The organism is Paenibacillus sp. J31R120, from assembly GCF_056269225.1.
In genome coordinates, this window is the sequence record NZ_JBWDNN010000003.1 from 74,806 (window position 1) to 95,127 (window position 20,322).

15 protein-coding genes are annotated in these 20,322 nt (G+C 50.4%); 2 read left to right on the forward strand and 13 right to left on the reverse strand.

The genetic code is table 11. The features are described 5' to 3' along the window. Positions 1 to 58: 58 nt before the first annotated feature. Entirely contained in the window at positions 59 to 1,126 is a 1,068-nt protein-coding gene (locus AC0YNW_RS12560; protein ID WP_387473010.1) for a GntR family transcriptional regulator, read from the reverse strand. Between the two features lie 286 nt (positions 1,127 to 1,412). On the opposite strand from AC0YNW_RS12560, the gene AC0YNW_RS12565 reads away from it, so the two are divergent. Continuing rightward, positions 1,413 to 3,011, forward strand: coding sequence for a discoidin domain-containing protein (locus AC0YNW_RS12565; RefSeq protein ID WP_475832280.1), 1,599 nt, complete (start codon positions 1,413 to 1,415; stop codon positions 3,009 to 3,011). Between the two features lie 60 nt (positions 3,012 to 3,071). Here AC0YNW_RS12565 and AC0YNW_RS12570 read toward each other — a convergent pair whose 3' ends face one another. The 4 genes from AC0YNW_RS12570 to AC0YNW_RS12585 form a co-directional block, all read right to left on the reverse strand. Beyond that, positions 3,072 to 5,036 (reverse strand): peptidoglycan D,D-transpeptidase FtsI family protein, encoded by a 1,965-nt coding sequence (locus tag AC0YNW_RS12570; RefSeq protein WP_475832281.1) that lies wholly within the window; start codon positions 5,034 to 5,036, stop codon positions 3,072 to 3,074. A 44-nt stretch (positions 5,037 to 5,080) separates the two neighbouring features. Further along, a complete protein-coding gene (locus tag AC0YNW_RS12575; RefSeq protein ID WP_475832282.1) occupies positions 5,081 to 5,629 on the reverse strand; it encodes a GNAT family N-acetyltransferase in 549 nt (182 codons plus the stop codon). A 142-nt stretch (positions 5,630 to 5,771) separates the two neighbouring features. Beyond that, positions 5,772 to 7,751 carry a M28 family metallopeptidase gene (locus AC0YNW_RS12580; protein WP_475832283.1) on the reverse strand — a complete coding sequence of 660 codons (1,980 nt, stop codon included), beginning with the start codon at positions 7,749 to 7,751 and terminating at the stop codon, positions 5,772 to 5,774. Between the two features lie 179 nt (positions 7,752 to 7,930). Continuing rightward, positions 7,931 to 9,265 (reverse strand): lytic polysaccharide monooxygenase, encoded by a 1,335-nt coding sequence (locus tag AC0YNW_RS12585; protein ID WP_475832284.1) that lies wholly within the window; start codon positions 9,263 to 9,265, stop codon positions 7,931 to 7,933. A 641-nt stretch (positions 9,266 to 9,906) separates the two neighbouring features. Between AC0YNW_RS12585 and AC0YNW_RS12590 the strand changes: the two genes are divergently transcribed. Then, positions 9,907 to 10,722 carry an SDR family NAD(P)-dependent oxidoreductase gene (locus AC0YNW_RS12590; RefSeq protein WP_475832285.1) on the forward strand — a complete coding sequence of 272 codons (816 nt, stop codon included), beginning with the start codon at positions 9,907 to 9,909 and terminating at the stop codon, positions 10,720 to 10,722. 45 nt (positions 10,723 to 10,767) lie between these two features. Here the strand turns inward: AC0YNW_RS12590 and AC0YNW_RS12595 are convergent, their stop codons facing one another. The 8 genes from AC0YNW_RS12595 to AC0YNW_RS12630 all read right to left on the reverse strand — a co-directional run bounded on the left by AC0YNW_RS12595 (position 10,768) and on the right by AC0YNW_RS12630 (position 20,322). Next, positions 10,768 to 12,954 carry an outer membrane protein assembly factor BamB family protein gene (locus AC0YNW_RS12595; RefSeq protein WP_475832286.1) on the reverse strand — a complete coding sequence of 729 codons (2,187 nt, stop codon included), beginning with the start codon at positions 12,952 to 12,954 and terminating at the stop codon, positions 10,768 to 10,770. A gap of 124 nt (positions 12,955 to 13,078) precedes the next feature. Next, positions 13,079 to 14,005, reverse strand: coding sequence for a Gfo/Idh/MocA family protein (locus AC0YNW_RS12600; RefSeq protein WP_475832287.1), 927 nt, complete (start codon positions 14,003 to 14,005; stop codon positions 13,079 to 13,081). Next, on the reverse strand, positions 14,002 to 15,204 hold the full coding sequence (locus AC0YNW_RS12605) for a M20 metallopeptidase family protein (protein WP_475832288.1): 1,203 nt from the start codon (positions 15,202 to 15,204) through the stop codon (positions 14,002 to 14,004). Before AC0YNW_RS12605 ends, AC0YNW_RS12600 begins: the two co-directional genes overlap by 4 nt. Then, on the reverse strand, positions 15,201 to 16,094 hold the full coding sequence (gene sdaAA, locus AC0YNW_RS12610) for an L-serine ammonia-lyase, iron-sulfur-dependent, subunit alpha (protein WP_475832289.1): 894 nt from the start codon (positions 16,092 to 16,094) through the stop codon (positions 15,201 to 15,203). The genes AC0YNW_RS12605 and sdaAA overlap by 4 nt, the downstream gene beginning before the upstream one ends. Further along, positions 16,091 to 16,774 carry an L-serine ammonia-lyase, iron-sulfur-dependent subunit beta gene (sdaAB, locus tag AC0YNW_RS12615; protein ID WP_475832290.1) on the reverse strand — a complete coding sequence of 228 codons (684 nt, stop codon included), beginning with the start codon at positions 16,772 to 16,774 and terminating at the stop codon, positions 16,091 to 16,093. Before sdaAB ends, sdaAA begins: the two co-directional genes overlap by 4 nt. Before the next feature lie 30 nt (positions 16,775 to 16,804). Continuing rightward, a complete protein-coding gene (locus tag AC0YNW_RS12620; protein ID WP_475832291.1) occupies positions 16,805 to 17,875 on the reverse strand; it encodes a dihydrodipicolinate synthase family protein in 1,071 nt (356 codons plus the stop codon). Next, positions 17,876 to 18,892, reverse strand: coding sequence for an NAD-dependent epimerase/dehydratase family protein (locus AC0YNW_RS12625; RefSeq protein ID WP_475832292.1), 1,017 nt, complete (start codon positions 18,890 to 18,892; stop codon positions 17,876 to 17,878). It lies immediately after the preceding gene. Between the two features lie 110 nt (positions 18,893 to 19,002). After that, positions 19,003 to 20,322 carry a hypothetical protein gene (locus tag AC0YNW_RS12630; RefSeq protein ID WP_475832293.1) on the reverse strand — a complete coding sequence of 440 codons (1,320 nt, stop codon included), beginning with the start codon at positions 20,320 to 20,322 and terminating at the stop codon, positions 19,003 to 19,005.

The following is a 20,322-nucleotide window of genomic DNA, read 5'->3' on the forward strand; positions in this document are numbered from 1 at the left end:
GGTTGATGTAATCGTTTTCATATTACGCCTACATCGTACCACCATGGCCCCTCCGGTTTTATATCTTATTAAGTATATTTTTGTGAAAAAGCGTGACGGGCACCGCCACTCTTCTAGGGTTATAGGTTCCTTGAATTTGCTCCACCAGAAGCTCGATCGTGATCCTGCACATCTCCTCTACATTTTGCTTGACATAGCTCACATCGGAAAGCTCGGATTGGTCGAAGCTTACCAGCTCCAGCCTTCTCCCCCCCGATTGGCTGAGCGTGCTCATGGCTCGATAGGTATATCCCGTCAGCTCCGCATTGCAAGTGAACACCGCCGTAATGCCGGGATTGTCCTCCAGAAACTCCTGTATGATCGAGACGCTCCTTCCCGATGCGATATCCTCAATGCCCAGCGTGCACCACAAGCTTTTATGAATAGGCAGATTGCGCTCCAGGAACGCCTTCTCGAATCCAGCCGCCCGATCCGCCGTCGCAGAGTTGGTCACCTTCACGGTGACAAATGCGATGTTCTCGTGACCCTTGCTGAGCAGATGGCCGACTGCGCGGCAAGCTCCGTCCAGATTATCCGCAGAGACGCTGTACGTCTCAATTTCCTTCAGATAACGATCGATCAGCACAAGCGGGAACCGATTCAACGTCAAGCGCAATATATCATTGTTGTACATTTCTTGCTCAATCGGGAAGATGATAAGCCCCTTCACCCGCAGCAGCATAAAATCATCGATCGCCCTGCTCTCCTCAAGCGGGGATTCCTGCGTAATCTTCACCAGCAAGTAGTAGCCGCTTTCTCTGACATATTGTTCAATCGCATTCATAATGCGTTGGTCGACCTTTGTTTTCATGCTGGGCAAAATCAGCCCGATGAAGCCTTTATGACGGCTCATCGCAGGCAGATCCTCATGATTGGCATTAACGAAAGTGCCTTTGCCGCGATGCCGGACAAGTATCCCCTCTTCTGCTAGACCGTTAATCGCGTTTTTGGACGTAATCTGGCTGACATGGTAGTGCTCGGCGAGCTCTTTCTCCGACGGAACGCGGTCCCCCGGCCTGAGCTGCCCTGTCCGAATTTGAAACCGGATATCTTCTTGAATTCTCTTATACAGCGGAAGCGATTTCATAATTACCCCTCGTTGTAAGCTTAATAGCTTGCGGATTGAGTGCGATGATGTGCTGCTTTAGTAGGATTATAACATGATCTCTGCTATATTCCGCTCCATAATTTAGGAGGCTAAAATTTAAGCCTATAAAGTAGTCAGACAAGTGCCCTCCTTATATTTACGAGAAATACACTATGAGAACTCGACTTTATATGATATATTTTACATATTAGTTATTACTAGGATCAGGAGGTGAATGGTTTTCGTTTGGAGCTTGACCATATATAGATAAAAAGGACGTGGAGACATGAAGAAACTGGGAGTACTACTGTTGGCGGCAGTAATCGGACTAGGCTTTGGCAGCGATGCTTCTATTCCGACCGCAGCAGCTGCGGAGTCTACAACTACAATCTTGCCTACTAATCTCGCAAAAGGCGGAACAGTCACCGCTAGCGGCGAGAATGGCGATCACCAAAGCAGGCACAAAGCATTCGATCAATTTATTTTCTCCAAATGGCTTACCTTCAGTACGCCGGCATGGCTGCAATATGAATTCGCCACAGCAAAAGTTGTGAATGCTTATTCTATTACGTCAGCAGAAGATGCGCCGGACCGTGATCCGAAAAACTGGGTCGTCAAAGGCTCCAATGACGGAATTGAATGGACGGATTTGAATACGCAGACCAATCAAAGCTTTGCGGGGCGTCATCACACAAATACGTATTCATTCGTCAATTCAACCCCTTACAAATATATCAAGTTTGATCAATTCGTGAATCAATACCAGAACGGCGGTCTCTTGCAATTAGCTGAAATCAAGCTGTTCGGCGACGAAGCGCAGACCTACAAAACGATCAAGCCTACCGTTACCGCCAGCGGCGAAAATGCGCCAACCGATGTGAAAGCTAATCTGGTTGACGGAAACAGCAATACCAAATGGTTGACTTACAATAACACGGCATGGCTGCAATTCGACTTCGGCGAAGCCGTAACCATCGACGGTTATGCGCTGACTTCGGCCAAGACCCCTAATCATAGTCCTGACGCTGATCCCAAGAGCTGGGTGCTCCAAGGATCAAACGATCTTGCTGCCTGGACGACGATAGACACGAAAACGAACGAGAACTTCAGGCTCCGGCATCAGCGAAAGCATTATTTGCTGGAGAACCATACAACGGCTTACCGTTACTACAAGCTGAACAATATTCAAAATCATAGCGGCTGGACCGTTCAGCTTAGCGAAGTAGAGTTCTCTCGTACCGATGATTTGTGGCATGCTGTTAATCCGGCCATTGAAATACAGAATCTGGCGGGCTTCACGCCATTCGAGCAGGCGCTTCCCAATGCCGAACAAGAGATATTGGCAATTACGCGCAAAGTTAATGAGCTGCTGTATCTAAGTCCGGCAGATGCTCCCCTTGAGGTGAAGAAAATACTAGTGAAAATCGAGCCTACCGGTCCGGTCGCTTCCATGGGAGGAGACAGCGAGCTCAAGACGCTAACCTTCAATTCCCAGCATCTCGCGAACGTGGCGGCTAATCCTAATCAATCATTGCGCGATGAGATTATCGGCATTCTGTATCATGAGATTGGACATGCCTATCAATACGGCAATTTCGATGTGGAAGCGTTGACGGACAGCTTGCGTTATACTACCGGCTATCATGACCGGTACGGCATAACGCAAGGAGGCAGCTGGCACACCCATGGCACCGCCAACTTCATTCGTTGGATTGACGATACCAAGCATCGCGGATTTATTCGCCAACTAAACGAAGCTTCTTTGGATACTTATGGTCTTACAGAAGCTCAAATCTTCGCATGGAAGGAAAGCCAGTTCCAGCTTATCACCGGCATTCCGGTGGGCACTTTGTGGACGCAATATCAGCAATCACTTGCTCAATAGAAACGGAAAGAGGGGGCTCTTTAGCCCCCTCTCTTTTATTACGTATCCCTATATAATGGCTTACTTTAATCCGTATACCTCATCATACGCGTCGAATATTTTGCGAGCGATTGGCGCGGCTCCCCGGCTTCCGAATCCGCCTTCCGGCACGACTACGGCTACAGCCAGCACAGGATCATCCGCTGGCGCAGACGCGATGAACACGGAATTCTCCACAATCTTTCCGGCAACGCTTTGCTCCGACGTGCCGGTCTTCCGCAAAAACTCATGCGGGAAATCATCGAAGCCTGTCACTTTAACTTTCCGCATGCCGGCTTCAATCTCTTCCCAGTAGCTGTCAGGGAAATCCACTCTATTCAGCACGACCGGCTCAAACTTCTGTATGACGGTGCCGTCGGAATCTTTGATCTCAGTAACGAATTGAGGCTTCATGCGTTTTCCCCGGCTTGCGAGCGTTGCGGTATATTGGGCTAATTGGAGCGTTGTGTAACGGCCTTGCTGCCCGAAGGAAGCATAAATCAGTGCGGATTGCGTGCTTGCATTTTTGGCTTCGTTAAAATATTCAATCGTGCCAGGCCATTCATTCAGACCGCTGCCCGTCGAGACGCCAAGCCCGAACATCTTCATATATTCGTCCCACTTCTGTACGCCTTCTTCGCTGCCTTTATATTTGATATTCAGCGCATTGCCGATCTTCTCCGTCATAAATGGGTTGGATGATTTCTCTATCGCGCGCGCCGGGTCCATCGGCCCGTAAACAGCATTTTCTGCGTTGCGGATGCTTTTGCGGTGAATGCCAGCCTTCCCGAATTGGAAGATACCTGTATCACTATAGCTCGTAGTCGGCGTTATCAGCTTCTCGTTCAAGCCGACGAGAACGGTTAACGGCTTGATGGTTGAGCCTAGCGGCACAATAGAGCCAGGGTGTCTGGCGCGTTCTTTATCATCATGGATGGGCTGATAGACCTCTCTGATTGTGCCATTAACCATATAAAACAGAATTTCCTTCAGTTCGTCGTTGTTAACGCCCCCGCCTTCCCAAATATTCGTATCGTAATCCGGCATACTGGCCATTGCGATAATGTTCCCAGTCTTTACTTCCATCGCGACCGCATATCCGGTACGGGCATTTTTGCTTCGGGGGTCGCCTCCCTCCTGCAAGATCTTGAGCTGGTCCATAATCGCTTCTTCCGTAAGCATTTGAACCTTTTTATTAATGGTCAGATGAAGATTATTTCCTTTAACAGGAGGCGTTACTTGAGGTTCGCCATTCACTCTCCCCATAGAATCGATAGGTATCAGCTTCAGTCCGTTTTTTCCCCTCAGCTGCTCTTGGAACATATATTCCAAGCCGTCGAAGCCGACCTCCTCCTCTTCGATGTAATTAAGGAGTGGATTATCCTGCACCAGGTTCTTATAGAACGACAGGTCCTTGGAGCCTCTGAATTTCTTGAGATAACCGACAAGCTGAACGGCTACCGTATCCGGATCATAATGGCGAATGCTCTCCTCCACGATATCCACACCATCGTACTTCGCCAGATTTTCAGAGAAATAGGCGACTTCCTTTTTGGTCAGACCAGACTTAATTCGGCGAGGCACAGATATATTGTTTCTGCGGTAGATCAAGTCCATATTTTCTTTGATCTGGTCAATCGTCATGCTTTTGGCAGGATCGCCGTATTGGTCGAATACCTCTTTGAGCTTTGCGGCAAACGCATTGGCATCCTTCGCCTTGAAGCCGCGCTCAATGGAGAAGTAAAGAGACTGCACAGATGTCGAATACGCCAGTTTCACGCCGTCAGCGTCATAAATATTGCCCCGGATGGGTGCGATTCGAACAGGCGTATTACCCATCTTGTCCTTTACTTGCTGCAGGATGGTTGGACCTTCGACAAACTGCAGGATAGCAAGCCTAATGATCAGGATGGCGAATAACACAAATACCAATAGAAAAAACAAGTTAAGCCGAAAAAAATGCTGCCGCCGTATCGCAATCGCCTTCTTTTCTTGCTCCTCTGACACAGCGTTTGCCTCCCTCATCCGATCAGTTTAGATGCTGCTGCTTTCTATTCCAATGCTTCATTCAAGAGAACCATATGCACATGATCCTCCCATTTACCGTTAATTTTCAAATATTTGCGGGCCAGCCCTTCATGCTGGAATCCGAGCTTCTCCACCACCCGGAACGAAGCCGCGTTATGCGGCATTATATTGGCCTCAATTCGGTGCAGCTTCAGCTCCTGGAACCCATAATCAATCAGAGCTTGAAGCGCTTCGGTCATATAGCCCTTGCCCTCTTCTTCTCCATCCAGCCGGTAGCCGAGATGGCAGGACAGGAAGGCGCCATATACAATGTTGCTCAGCGCTACCGAGCCAATGATTCGATCTTCTCCCTGCTTGCTGATCCATAGCTTGATGAGCTGGCCAGCCGCCGAATAATTCATGTCATTAAATAAAATGTCCTGCTGTGCTTGCAGCGTATAGAAGGAATCTTCCCTGACAATCTCCCATGCCGCTAGGAAGGATTTATTCCTTTTAAAATAATCGAGTACAAGCGGCGCCTTTGCAAAATCGTCCAAGGTAAATAGCCGCAATCTGGATGTCAGTCGTTCCATTTCGTAATCCCGCCTTTGCTTACTTATAAGTGATCGACGTTATACAGATGTTATAACGAGAATTCCCATTATAAGGTTGCTGCAAAGGATACGCAACTAAAAAAACTCCGAGTTTCGTTCCATTTGCTTCGCAAAGACAGGATCAGATGCCCATCTCTCGAATGATGGCCTCGAGTGGAATGGACTGTGCCCGTTCTACCAGCGTTTGCTTTTCCGCTAAGGAAGAATTTCTCCCGTAGCTTGCCTGGTCATTTTGTCTGACCAGCTCATAAATTCTCGTGTAGTAAATCTGACCGTCGATCTCCATTATTTTAATATAGGTTAGACTGTTATCGTCTTCCGGGTAGTACTCCAAATAATAGTGATCATCTTCGCTGGCATTATACTCCTCTACTTTGACGATTGCAGAAGAATAATTCATATCATTGAACATATCATCGCCGAGTGGATACAAATAGACATATATGCCTTGTTCTCCTTCAGTATATTGAAGGCCGAGCGCGGTAATGTCCTTTGCTGAAAGATCTTCAACGGTATAGATGACATCCAATTCAGGCGCTTCTACAAGCCTGTCAAACAAATGGCGAAAACTCACATTGGCAAGCTGAAACGGATATCCTGCGATCTGCTCTGGCACCTTCATGCCTTGCAATTGCTCTTCAAACTCACTTGCGTATTCAATAATAGCTTCAAATTTATAGATCGGCTGGTTCGTGAATGTAATAGGATGCACAAAATATTTGTATTGTCCCAGCTTAAGCTGGGCGAGATGGCGCTCCGCTTCTTCTTTCATGATCCGAAGTTGTTCTTCCGTAAATTCATCTTGGTTTTGCTTAAGGATCTTGTAGGATCTGAACAGCTCTGGATGATGCTTCTTGGCAAGAAGAAAATCGGATAAAGCTTGCACCAGTCGCTCCAGATAGGCATAATCGATGTGCTCTGCTGTATCTTGTCGTGTATGAATGACCTCTAGATTATCGTCAGAAATCGTCACGCTTTGATAGATGTCCTCTGAAAAAGACAGATGATCACTAGAGCCGGCATCCTCGCTATATTCGACGGCAATGCCACTCTGCTTCAGCGATTCGCCTACAGCCATGGCAAGCTCTGTGCTATTATTCGCCGACGAAATCAGAGTAGATCCTCTTGAAGTGCCGGCAATCGAGTCCAAGTTAATATTGTAGACGATATCATAGTAGTCTTTTAATTGCTGGACAAAAGCGTTACTGCCCTGCAAGCCGGATTCTTCTCCGTTGAACGCTGCAAATACAAGATCCGCCTCTTCCCGCTCCTTGTCTTTCAGCCCGGCAGCAAGTTCCAGTAATGCGCTTACGCCGGATGCATTGTCCAGCGCTCCGCTGAATGCCGTATTATTCGTCCAGCCTACGGCATCGAAGTGGGCAGAGACCACGATGGCTGAGCGTACTGGCGAATCGCTTTCCCTGTGACCAGACAATACCCCAATCACATTATCCGCTTGAATCTTCTCTGGCTGAAGCTGAAGACTTAGCCTGATCTGCTCCAGCTTATCCTTCTCCTTGATTAGCTTGCGATAAGTCGTTGGACTGATTTGTACGAGGGGGACATCTATATACGAATTGTGACGTATCGTATTTTTCTTAAATTCTGCTGTTTTCACTAAAATAGCTTTAGGCTTGATGTTGAGTTGGCTGAGATACACTTCCCGGTCTGTAATTAATATCTTACTGGCAAGCTCAGGGTCGTTCACGTTGGATGTGATCGGCGCGGACTCGTCGAAGCTCTCAGCATAAGCTTGGACGATAAAAGAAACGCCGTGCTTGAAGGTGCTGCGCTGTTCGTTGGAATAGACAGCTTCCAAAGTAATAGACTGCTTATCTGGATCATGGTATACATGATCATAAGATACGGCGAAGCTGTCTCCTTCAAGAGGCGTCAGGCCGATTGTCTTGAATTGTTCTTCAATCCATGCTTTTGCCCTCTCATTTCCTTCCGTGCCCGCCAATCTTCCCTTCATCTCCGAGGCAGTCAATGTTTTGACCGATTGCTCGAACGGATTCTGTGGCGCATCCTCCATACAGCTTACCAGAGTAAGGCTTAATCCAATCGTTGTGATCATGGCTGCTAGTCGTTTCAGATTCAATGAATCTTCTCTCCTGTCGTATTTCGTAAGCAAATCGTCCGTTAATGTCATTATATATAATTCTCTCTATTATGGATATCCTTAACATTCAATAGATTGTTTCACTGGTTTCACCTTTCGTAGAAGCAAAAAAAACTGCATAGCGGATAACCGCTATGCAGGCCACTGCTTTACTTCTATTAAGGAATAACCTTCCAAACATCGGCGCTGCCCGGCGTTTCGCCTAGCGTCCACCATTTGGCTTCGTAATTGACGCCGTTATGAGACACTTTATTGCCGCCTACATAGACGGTCGTCGAGCTCCAAGCAGGATAAGTCGTAGGAATCGCTGTTGTTGTAACGCTCAGCGAATTGCTTGCCGCCGATACATTGCCCGCTGCGTCAATTGCCTTCACCGTGAAAGTGTAGGCCGTGCTTGAACTAAGTGCATTGACGGTGTATTGCAGCGTCGTGCCCGTTACAGTAGCGACCAGCGTGCCGTTGCGGAAAATTTGATACCCTGTTACACCTACATTGTCTGTCGATGCATTCCACATAAGCGGTACGGAGTTATGGGTGACCGTACCCATGACATGGAGAACGGACGGCGCAGTTGGGGCTACTACGTCTGGTCCGGTTACCGGGAGGGTTGTGAAGGAAACGGTATTGCTCGCATTGGACAGATTGCCCGCAGCATCGAATGCTTTTACCGTCAGATTATAAGCTGTATTTGCAGTCAAACCAGTCAGCGAAGCAGATAGCGCTCCGGTCGTGCTTGCAAGCTCACTCGAACCATTGAAAATTCGGTAACCGGCAACACCGACGTTATCTGTGGAAGCTCCCCAAGAAACGGTTGCCGTTGTTGATCCGATGTTGGATGCAGCAGCATTCGATGGAGCAGTTGGAGCAGTCACATCCGCGTTGCCGCCAAAATTCACATCAATGACATTGTAGAACGCATTATTGGTATCATAGATTTCCCATACGGCCAAAATGATTTGGTAACCGGTGCGGCTTGGGATGTTGCATGTATTGGAGTAAGTACTGCCCGGCATGGCTCCGCCGGAATTTACGCTGCAGAATGGCGTGAGGTCAAAGGAATCGCGAGTGAGCGGGGCATTAGGGTTCCAGTTTTGTTTCGTCATGTAGTATTTCCAGCTAGTCGTAGCATGAGAAACTTTGATATTCCAGTTGAAGGTGTATGATCCAGCGTTAATGTTCACTTTGGTCCAGCGAGTTGCCGATTGCTGATCCAGTTCAGAGAACCAAGTGTTAGCGCTGGCGATTTTCCCATCCGCCGGTCCTGCAGCCGGGAACCCTTTTGGTCCTTCCAAGCTGTATGGCTCGTAGATAATTTGCCCGCAATTCTGATTCTGACCGCTGGCACATAAACCAGCCCGGCTATTCGTAATGTTGCCATGAGCGGATACTTTACCTGAAGGAATGAACAGCATGGATACGACCATAATAAGTGCAAGCACGCCGGCCATTATCATTTTTGCCCGACCCGGCATGGTCAATTGTAATGAATTCATCTTATAACCTCCTAATATGGATTGGGGTGAACAACCTATCGTGGTAAAGCATAACGTAGAAACGGGAAGAAGCTCCGCCCTGAGGGAAAACTTAGAGGAATTACTCGTTCTTTCCTATGAAGCCTATGCGAATCCCATTCAAGTTAACCGATGCCACCGCCTTTCTATCCTGCTATTTTTCTAGCCTATCTGTTAAAAAACGACCTCTTCCCTCCTCGCCTGCCAATTGTGTATATAAACTCCCGAAGGAATTTATATCGAATTATGAACAATATTAAAGCGTTTCCAAAACCATATAAGTAAAATAATAGATATATCCCAATAGTAATCCTGAAGCGGGCAAGGAGCAATAAACAAGACGAATCAGTTTTATTCGGAATATTCTGATTCTTGAGTCATGTTGTGAATGTCGATGATATGCGAAAAGGCTTATTCTTTTCGACAAATGAAAAGTGCTTTAGAACTAAAGTAATTTCAACCTGTATTTGCTTTGTTTCCATAATCAGACACAATTTCGTTGCAGTTCCTCCACGATTCCGCCATCACTCTCTCTGCCTACGAGTGGAAAGTTGTGGCAGTATTAAGGTATAAAATCCGGTTTTTCTAGATCCTTCATACACCAATTATGGGGAGGTAACGGGATGGAATATGGGAGAATAGCTATTGTTACAGGGGGCGCTTCCGGTATTGGACGAGCGCTCTGCCAGCAGCTTTCAGAGCAGCAGATTATGGTGGTCATTGCTGATATTCAGGCAGAACTTGGCGGCAAGCTTGCTCAGGAAATCGTTATGCGCGGAGGGTTTGCCAGATTCGTCTATTTGGATGTAACGGATGCTGCAGCATTCGAAAAAATCGTCCGCGATGTATATGAAGAGTTTGGCAGGTTGGATTACTTGTTCAATAACGCAGGCATCTCGATGTACGGTGAATTTCAACTTATGAAGCCAGAGGATTGGAAGAAAATTGTCGATATCAACTTCTGGGGTGTTATCAATGGCACGCGCGCTGCATATCCCATCATGCAGGAGCAAGGCTTCGGCCATATTGCGAATACGGCATCAGCTGCCGGACTAAGTCCTACCCCAATGGTGTCCGCCTATGCCGCAACGAAGCATGCAGTCGTTGGCTTTACAACCTCGCTGCATTATGAGGCGGAGATTTATGGCATTAAAGTAAGTGCGATCTGCCCAGGTCACGTGGATACAGCCATCTATGACAACGGGTATGCGATCGGTCTTCATAAATCGAAAATTAACGAGACTGTCAAGCAGCGTAAAATGATGAGTCCAGAAGCATTCGCCGCCTTTGCCCTGAAGGGACTGAGTAAAAACAAACCTATCATCTGCCCGATTCCGATGCGCAAAACAATGGAAGTGTTCTTCCACCTCTTCCCCGCTGCACATCGAAAGCTCATGCGCCTTGTCTGCCGCGTCGTGCGGGAAGCGCAGGTGACATAATCGTTATAGAAGAGCTGCCCAGGCTTACCGGCCTGGGCAGTTCTATTAGGGCGCAGGCTGCAGCTCAATCGACTTTATTTTGCTGAACAAGCCGTTCGCTGAGCCGATATAAAGTGAGCCATCGATGTCAGTCAGATAGCCTTGCAGGAATTGACTCGGCGTAATATCGTATAGTCCGACCCGAGTATCCAGCAGCCTCCCTAATGGCTCCATCGTAACGGGGTCCAGCACGTACACCGTTCCATTCACGGGATAAGCGCTTACCAGGAAATCGCCATAAGCGATAGTTGGTCCAAGATCATTATAGTTAACATTACCTTCGTATTCGGAACCAGTTTTCTTTTTGGTTTTCAGATCGAACGAGACGGTGTGATTATTAAGCCGGTAATATAGCTTATCCCCGACGATTATGCCGAATGAGGCCCAGCCCGGCTCTGTAAATAGCTTCTCTCCTGTCTTCCGGTCAATAAGGGAACTGGTAAGTTTCCATTCGTCTCCTGAACGATCCGATATGACGGAAAACAAGTATTGGTCGTTCAGAACTTCATACCAGCCTTCTTGATGTAGCGGATATTGTTCGATATCTGCTCCTGTTCTCACATCCGTTAACCATAAACGATCGGTTGTGCTTGTCCATATCCTTCCTGTGCTTTGGGTGAGCCCATTAGGGTCTTCCAATAGGCTGAACATGGACGTGTTGCGTTTCTCCAGCGTCCACTGCTCTTTGCCTGTTTTCGCGTCTAATGCGATTACGGTGCCTCCATCTGGATCATATCCGTCCCTGTATGCCTGGAGGATGACCAGCCCTGGATGGCTTAGTATAGATATATTTTTATAATCTGGCAGCTTTTTAGTCCAGAGTGATTTTCCAGTGCGAATATCCCATGCCTGCAAGGAATTGTCATCTGTCACCGTGCCGTTCAGCATATCGGCATAGAAGACAGCCGCCACATTGCCGGATACGGCAAAATCTTGCACATTAACATTGCCCATCTTATGCCGCCATGCCTGTTGTCCCGTCTTGGTATGAATGACTTCAAGCACGTAAGGGTAAGTCTTTGTATTAAAGTCCTGCTTGAGGATAGCCATCAGACTTTTATCTTTTGACATTCCATACATATGGGCGTATGGACCAAAATCAAATTGCCAGATCTTTTTCCCTGTCCGCTTATGCAAAGCATATAGGTTTGACTTCATATGCATGCCGCTGAACCCACCGTCCTCGCCCGCAATAATTAAAGTATCGCCTATCTTATCGATCAAAAAATTATAGGCCAACTCAGACTGAAACCGCCATTCCCACTCCGGTACGATGGAAGGAACAAGATAAGCTTCGCCGGCTAAAAATCCCGTCCATTGGCCCAGGTTCAGTAATCGGTCAGCGTCTCGATAATAGGCGGTTTCCAATACGCCTGCTTCGTTCCATCCGATAATCAAATGCGAAGTGCGAGTTTCATATCGCCAAACAGGTAGAGTAATAGGTATAGCTCCTGTCTCCGCAGTGTTACCTGATTGCTCCACATATGTAGGCTCACCGAATAACTTGCGAACTCGTTCCTGTGTGGTGCCAGGAACTAATAAAGATGGTACGGCAGTTGCCAGTATGTGTTTCGCTGCCTCTTCATCCACGCCCTTGCCAAACCAATTTGGTGCCTGACCTGATTTTTCAGCATTCGCTTTAGGTATCCATAGCATGAACGGACTAGGAGCGTCATCTGTGCTCGAAGCAATGACGCCATACCAATCTCTATATTCCTGATAAGCATATACCTGCTCTCCTGCTTTCAAGGAAGATGCAGGTATCTGGCCGTTAGGGAACCAGAGCGCATCTGTACCCAGGCTTATGGACAAAACTTCTGGCTCCAGATTGCGAATTTGAGTGGCTTCCTCGTCCAAATACCAAGTCGGGATCCATCTCCCTTCACCGGAATCGGTACGGATTTCTGAAAAGTCACCCTGTTCATCATTCACAATATATCTGTCTCCGGATTGAAGCAGAAAGTACGATGCCGGTTCTAACTTCCAATTCAGAGAGACTACTCCGTTTATCGTCTGGTATAAATTTGCTGGTTGAGGATTTTTCACAGTTGGTAAAGGACTGGCTGAGGGGGTTGCCGTAGGGGGCGGTGTAACGGCGCTGCTTTCGATAGGCGTATTTCCAGACTCGCAACCGGTAAGAAGAGCTGTGCACAGTATGGTTGCGAGCATCATCCGCTTTGTTGATTGTTTCATCGACGAACATGCCACCTTTCTTCTATCCTGTCTGTCAGCGATGCAGATGCTAATCCCTGTTGGCTTCTAAGACGAGACAGGATAGGTAAAGGTTGCCAATATTCAATTGCGTTGCATGGATCGCTTACAATACCCCGGCTACAGGCTGAGGAGTGCCGCCTGCCGCAAGGCTCTTTTCGGCTGCTTCAAGGAATGCGATGATCTCCATTGTCTCACGCCAATGAACCGGCGAGCGTCCTGTTTGCAGGAATGGTATGATCTTCGCAATTAAGCTTGCATAGAATGGCGTTGCGCTTTGCGCCGCATCCAGCTTAGTAAGCACGCCGCTCCGGTCCAACTGCGCCAGGAATCGGTCGTCACCATCGGTTCGGCATATAGCCTCACCTATTCGTCCATCTTGCCAGACGCCAATTAAGCGATCTCCTGTCGCATCCCTTTCGACCCGAACCTCGTGGCAGCCTGGACCCATGATGGCATAGAGCATTTCCACAGCATGAATGGCATACCAAAAATATCTTGACTGAGTGGGCTCTACCGTAAGCGGTCCTTGTACGGAAGCCGCCGTTACCTGCTGTCGGCCGCGCTCATCAAGGTCATGCACAAGCGACTCCAGGAAGCGAAGCGAAGAGCTGCTCATGAGTGGGACATCCCAATGATTCGCCAGCTCAAATATGTTTTTCGCCTCCTTTAGGGATAAGGCTAGCGGTTTATCAATAAAAACAGGCTTGCGACAAGGAACAATCGCTCGCAGTTGTTCGAGATGCACCCGCCCATCAGCCGACAACAGCAGATAAGCGTCGCATTGCCAGGCCAGAGCTTCCAGGGTATCCACTCTCGCTACCCCGAATTCTTTTTCAAGCGTCTTCATGAATCCTTCCACTCTTGAAGCGCTAAGCGGAAAGTCCGAAGAGCCGCCGGGATAAGCGGCAACGATCTTTCCTCCCGGAACATAATGAGGATCATTAACCTCATTAATCATTCGAGTAAAGGCTATGGCATGGGATGTATCTGTGCCTATAATGCCGATTCGAAGCGGCTCCTGAAGCATCATAGAGGACCTCCCGCCAGCTGAGCGAGACGTGTTCGTGCAATAGTAGCGAGCAGCGATGCGCCATAGGGCAGGCAGTCTTCATTCAGCCAATACTTCGGATGATGCAAGCCATACGCTTGCTCGGCATGCTCTTCAGGACCGGAGCCAAGCCAGAAGAAACAACCCGGCACAGTGTTCAAGTAGATCGAGAAATCTTCGCCAGCGAGTGTAGGCTGGGCCGTAATGCGGTGCTGGCTGCCTATGGTATCGTCGATAACAGATTCGACGAACTTCACCTGCTCTTCATGGTTCATTAAGACAGGCGTCTGGCGGATATAGTGAAGGGCGGCTTGGCAGCGATAACCTTCCGCAATGTTTTGAACGATGCGGTCAATCCGTTCTGGCAGCTTCTCTTGCACATCGGGATGGAATGCGCGCACCGTTCCGGTCATTCGGCAATAGTGCGGAATAACGTTATTCGCTTCCCCTGCATGGATGCTGCCGATTGTGACCACTACAGGATCAAACGGCGACACTTCCCGGCTAATGACGCTCTGCAGCGATTGGATGATCGCGGAAGCGCATACGATCGGATCGACGCTCTGGTCGGGAATGGCGCCATGACCGCCCCTGCCTTCCAGCGTGATCTCGATTCGATCTACCGAACCCATGAGAGCGCCGTACCTTGTAGCAGCCATGCCCGCGGGCAAGGTCGGCAGGTTATGCAAGCCATAGATTTCGCTGACGCCGTCCAGCGCGCCATCCTCTATCATCGCCGCTGCCCCCGCGTTCACCTCTTCGGCTGGCTGGAACAGAAAGCGGACGGTTCCCTGAAGCTGCTCCCGAGAAGCCGACAGTAACTCAGCGGCGCCAATCAGCATCGCGGTATGCGCATCATGGCCGCAGGCGTGCATGACGCCGGGGCGCTTCGATGGAAAAGCGATATCCGTCTCTTCTTGAATCGGCAGCGCATCCATATCGGCTCGCAGCGCGATAATCGGGCCCGGCTGGCTGCCCGTCAGCTCGGCTACAATGCCATGGCCGCCTACACCTGAGCGATAACGGATGGCGAGTCGATCGAGTTCTCTTACTATTCTGCTTGCCGTCTCGGACTCTTCATGGCTTAGCTCCGGGTATTCGTGAAGCTCTCTGCGCAGTGCGACTAATGCGGGCGCCAGATCAAGCGCGTCCCGCCGCAAATCTGATTTGTTAGCCATCATGTTGTCGATTGGCCTCCCTTCCCATACAACCGATTCATAATGCTGCGGCCTGTAGGCGTCTGCGCGAGCCCGCCCTTAGCCGTCTCACGATGCTTCTCCGGCATGGCGGACCCGACCTCCAGCATGACGTCAATCACTTCATCCGACGGGATGACGCTCCGTACGCCTGCGAGTGCCATATCCGAGGCGGCAAGCGCTGTAACCGCGCCAAATCCGTTGCGGACGATACACGGTATTTCGACCAGGCCGCCTACGGGATCGCAGATGAGACCGAGCGAGTTTTTGAGCGCGAGCCCGATTGCATGGACCGATTGCTCCGGCGATCCGCCGCGCAGCTCGGTCAACGCGCCGGCCGCCATACCGATAGCCGAGCCAACCTCCGCCTGGCAGCCGCCTTCCGCTCCGGAGACGAAGGAGTTGTTCGCAATGACATAGCCGATCGCTCCCGCAGCGAACAATCCGTACACCATATGCGAGTCCCCCCACTGAAACCGCTCCTGCGTACTGACGAATACGCCTGGAATAATACCGCATGAGCCTGCAGTCGGCGTGGCGATGATTCGGCCCATTGAGGCATTCACTTCGGATACAGCCAGCGCATACGCCATAGCGGTGCATGCATCGGCCCCCAGCGACGGAATGGTCTGATTCATATAGGCAGAGACGCGCTGGGCATCCTTCCCGGTTAATCCGCTGCGAGAGGTCGTATCCTGGTGCAGCCCCCTGTGCACAGCTTCCTTCATCACTTCATAATATGCAGACATTTGCTCGATAACCTCAAGCTCGGTTTTGCCCGTTTCGAGGGCCTGCTCCTTCACCATCATCCCGCCGATACTCAGCGATTCGGCTTTGCACAGCTCCTTCAGCTCTTCCAGAGTGGAGAATCTCATCGCGTTTCCTCCCTGCTCGTTAAGTCGATCACGCTAATCTCCTGAACATCAGGCAGCAGCTCCAGCCTGGCGATTGCTTCCGGCTTGAACGGCTGGTCGCTCTCGATGACGGTCAAGGCTTCCCCGTTCCTCGCTTTGCGGTCGACTTCCATATAGCTTATGTTGATGCCGTAATGTTTGGCGATGTCGGTAATCTCTGCAAGGATGCCGGAGCGGTCGCGATGATAGATGAGCAGCGTCGGATAGATCGCAGTAAACTTCACGTCAAAGCCGTTCACGCCCACCAGCTCGATATTGCCCCCGCCAATGGAGCAGCCCGTCATTCGAACGGTACTCGCCCCCTTTCGCAGCAGGATGGTCGCGGTATTGGGATGCGGACCGGGCCTCAGCTCAGATTGAAAGCTGATCGCAATCCCCTGCTCCGCTGCCAATTGGATCGAATTCCGAATCCGATCATCGTCCGTATCGTAATCCATAATGCCGGCGGTAATCGCCAGATCGGTGCCATGGCCCATATAAGTGTCCGCAAAAGAGCCATAGAAGCGGATGATCGCTTCCTCGGGCGCCAAGCCCAGCGCTTGCCTCGCGCATCGCCCAAGCCTGACGGCCCCTGCCGTATGGGAACTGGAGGGGCCGATCATGCTGGGACCGATAATGGAGAATACATCCTTGAATCTCATGGCCGAGTCCCTTTCTATGTGAGTTATGCGTTAATCGTGACTCAGCCACTTCTCCAGATGAGCCGCAACGAACGCATCGTCATGGAGATGCGGGTACTGTTCATAGACGCGGTCAATCTCCTCTGTTTGGCCCGGAGACAGCTTTTCATCCGGATTAAGGCACCAGGTTCCCTTCAGCAAGCCTTGTCTGCGCAGTACTTCGTGAATACCAGGGATGCAGCCCTCAAAATGGTTCGCCGGGTCAAAAAACGCCGCGTTGGAATCCGTTACCTGGATGTTGCGGGTGAGCCATTCCGTCGATATGACGTCTGCGCCGCGGAACGACTTGATCTCCTCCAGCAGCTCCACCGCCTTCTGCGTCCATACTGCCCAGTGGCCAAGCAATCCCCCAACGATCTGCTTTTCGACGGTTTTCCCGTTAACCTGAAAGCGATAAGTCGTGAGCAGATCCGCCACGATATTATCGTCATTGCCTGTATACAGCGCAATTTCGTCCCTTCTATCCGAATAGCAGACAGCACGCACCACATCGATGGTTTGATAACGGTTGAACGGAGCCATCTTAATCGCAACGACATTCGGAATATCGGCGAATGCGCGCCAGAAATCATAAGAGAAGATACGTCCTCCGACCGACGGCTGCAGATAAAAGCCAATAACCGGCATAATAGCGGCAATTCGCTCGGTCCGCTTCAAAATATCGGCTTCGCTCCAGCCGGTCAGTCCACCCATGCTAAGCAGCGCTGCATCATATCCAAGCGCCAGCGCAATATGCGCTTCGCTAATCGCTTGCTCCATGCCGCCGCATATTCCGGCCACCTTGATGAACGGGCGATCCAGCCCCGCTTTATCCACTTCCTCTGCTGCCATGCGAAGCACCGTCTCGAATAGCCCATGCTCCGGATCGCGAATTTCAAATTGGGTAGAATGAACACCCACCGCAATGCCTCCGGCTCCGGAGGCCATATAATAACGGGTTAATGCCCGCTGATGCTTCTTGTCGAGCTTGCGCTTCTCATCTAGCGCCAACGGATGTGCCGGAATGACCAGTCCATCATGCAGCGCCGCCAGCAGCGCTGGCGATAATTGTTGAGCGGTCATTTAGAATTTCCCCTTTCGTTCCTGGAAGTGTGTCGGCTTATTCCAAGTCGCCCCGCCTTGAAGCACCCAATCCGCCGTCCAATCGATCATTTGCAGCAAGGAGACGCTTGGATAGCCAAACAGCTGATGCGACTTCGACGCATTGTTCAGCAGCGCAGTCTCCGATTCCAACCCCTCGAACAGCGCTTCCTTCCCGATACGCTTCGCAAGCTCGGCTGCCGCCCAGCGGATGGATACCGTCTCAGGCCCCGTAATGTTAATGACAGTCGGAGGGCTGGAGCAGTGCGTCAGACAGCGGAGCGCCATTGAGTTGGCGTCGCCTTGCCAGATGATGTTCGCAAAGCCCATTGCCAGGTTAATCGTACGACCTTCATGGATCGCTCTCGCCAGCTCCAGCAGGACGCCGTAACGCATATCGATGGCATAATTGAGTCTATACATCACCATCGGTGTGCCGTTGCGGTGCGAGTGATATTCGAAGATGCGCTCTCTGCCTAGCGTAGATTGTGCGTATTCGCCCAGCGGATCGGGAGATACGCTTTCGCTGGCGCCGCCGCTGCTCACCGGAGTGAACGGATAAATATTGCCGGAGGAGAACACTACAATACGGGAATCCTTGAATTTCTCGGCCACTCTTCCGGGCAGATACGTATTCATCGCCCATGTGAAATGCTCATTGCCTGTCGTACCGAACTTATTGCCTGCCATATAAATGACGTTAGCTGCATTCGGCAGAGCCGTCAGCGCTTCGTTATCCAGCAGCTCGCAGGAAATCGTCTCGACGCCGAACGCTTCAAGCTCGGTCCGCGCTTCCTGGTTGGAGAAGCGCGATACACCGATCACGCGCTTGTTAAGCCCGCCTTCGCGGATCGCGTTCATCGCAAGTCTGGCCAGGCTCGGCCCCATCTTGCCGCCGACTCCGAGCAGGATCAAGTCACCATCTACCTTCGCCAATTCCTGAATCAAGGCCTCAGAGGGCTGGGCCAGCTTCTCTTCCAATTCCGCAATCGTTTTCATTTTTCTCGTACCTCCTTGGTTGTCGTTACCACCATGATACGATCCGCTTCGATATAAAGACAAGTCTTTTAATTGACTTTAAATGAGCATAAAAAAAGACAAGACGCAGCTTATTGCTGAGACTTGTCCATCAGAAACGGGAAACGGTAGATTTGGCGGGGCCTTCCCTTTGGCACCTTCTCCATGCCTGCAATCTCGGCCAGCCCGTTGTCGATCCACAGAAGCAGCAGCCGATGCGCGCTGCGCACAGATATGCCCAATACGGAAGCCAGGTCATGAACTTTGTATTCATATTTGCCGAACTTGGCCATGTTCGCCAGCAGCCGGCTTAAATAAGCGCTCGTCATCCCGGACTCCTCCGCCCGCTTAATGAGCTCAGGTTCTGTTGGCGCAAGTACAGCCTGTACGGGATCAGCCATCTCAAGTGGGCCAATCACGGTCACATCTTCCCTGACGATAAAGCAGGTGTTGCCTCCTGCTTCCTTCGACTTTCGCAACGCGGTTCGCGCATTCGTCCCGGCTTCATTCGCGGTCACTCCGAAGCCGATTCCTACGCTTAACGAGATGCCGTAGCTTTTGTTCGCGTCCTTGGCCAGCGGAATCGTCTTATACCCGCCCGTCTCCCGCTCGAAGATACCGCGCGTCGTGAAGAACAGAAATTCATCACCGCCAAGCGACATTGAATAGCCGTCAAGCGATTCTACATAGCCAAGCACCATTCGGTGAATATCGAGCTTCAGCTTCTGTACTTCATGTTCATTATGCCGCTGCATGACAAGCTTACCGAAGTCGTCGACGTTAATCATGCCAACGACAATCTGCGCTTCCTTGTTGCGCCGGGATTCCGTCGACAGCAGAGCTCTCTCCAATGTCACGATCATATCCTGCTCCGAGGGAAGCAGCCATTCGCTTGACACTTGCAGCTTCTCCAGCTGCCGGGCGACAAGCTCGACACCAGTGAACGCAACGGAGCAATGACCGGCTGCGAACTGGGATTGGTGAAAGGCAACCAGCTTGTCCGGCGATGCGTAGGCCGGCCCATCGTAGACAACGACGCGAGTGCTCTCCAGGCCCAGATCCTTCAAAGTCCGCGTCACCATGCTTTTGGTCAGCGTATCGACAGATATGCCGACTTGGAGTTTGCCCTCCCGCATTGCACGGAACAGCGCTTTGTACAATCCGGCACCCGTAAGCGGCAAATAATGAACCGGTATGGAAGGCGGCAGCTGCTCCTTGACCAAGTGATGCGCCAGCGGCCCGGAGAGAAGCAGTACTTCCACCTCACCGGATATCTCTAAAGCGGCAGCGGGCGCATCCTTCTCCTGTTCAATCATACGCGTGACGGGCACGAAGGTTGGGAATGCCTTCATAACCAACAGTGTCTTCTCGATGATAGACTCCGTCCCGATAACTCCGATTTTGATCTGCAT